1 protein-coding gene is annotated in these 871 nt (G+C 76.9%); it reads left to right on the top strand.

Annotated features, from left to right (window positions below; genetic code table 11):
- Positions 1–25: 25 nt before the first annotated feature.
- Positions 26–871 (top strand): pentapeptide repeat-containing protein (locus BAW75_RS10350; RefSeq protein ID WP_244206067.1); only part of this gene is annotated, 846 nt, incomplete at its 3' end.

The raw sequence follows: 871 nt of genomic DNA, 5'->3' as shown, positions 1-871 counted from the left end.
GGGGTGGGTGCGGAGAATGGTGCGGGTGGACGGGGGTGCTGTGGAGGCGCGCACGGTCGGTGGCGGGCGGGAGCTGCGGGCGGACTGTTCGCGCTGCGCCGGGGTCTGCTGCGTCGCGCCGGCGTTCACCGCGTCCGCCGACTTCGCCATCGACAAGCCCGCCGGACGGCCCTGCCCGAACCTGGGCGCCGACTTCCGCTGCGGCATCCACACCGAGCTGCGGCAACGCGGCTTCCCCGGATGCACCGTGTTCGACTGCTTCGGCGCCGGCCAGCACCTCACGCAGCACACGTTCGCCGGCCGCGACTGGCGCGCCGACCCGGCCACCGCACAGCGCATGTTCGACAGCTTCGCCGTGCTGCGGCCGCTGCACGAGCTGCTGTGGTACCTGACCGAGGCGGTACGCCTGACCCCGCCCGGCCCGCTGCGCGACGAGCTGACCGCCGCGCTCGACGAGACCGGCCGGCTCGCCGACGGCACCCCTGACGAGCTGCTCGCGCTCGACGTCGACGCGCACCGGGACCGGGCCAACCGGCTCCTGTCCCGCGCCGCCGAACAGGCCCGCGCCGGGAAGGCCGGCCCGGACCGCCGGGGCGCGACGCTGATCGCTGTGGACCTGCGCCGTACGCCGCTGGCCGGGGCCAACCTGCGCGGCGCCTGCCTGATCGGCGCGGACCTGCGGGGCGTACGGCTCGGCGCGGCCGACCTGACCGGCGCGGACCTGCGCGGGGCCGACCTGCGCGGCGCCGACCTGAGCGAGTGCCTGTTCACGCACCAGTCGCAGCTCGACGCCGCGCGCGGCGACCACCGCACGGTCCTGCCGCCCGGGCTGCGCCGCCCGGCTCACTGGTCCCTGACGCTGACCCCGGCC

It is taken from the genome of Micromonospora chalcea (genome assembly GCF_002926165.1).
In the GTDB taxonomy this organism is placed as follows: Bacteria; Actinomycetota; Actinomycetes; order Mycobacteriales; family Micromonosporaceae; genus Micromonospora; species Micromonospora chalcea.
The sequence above is the reverse complement of the archived record's forward strand: the minus strand, read 5'-3'. Positions and strand labels throughout refer to the sequence as shown.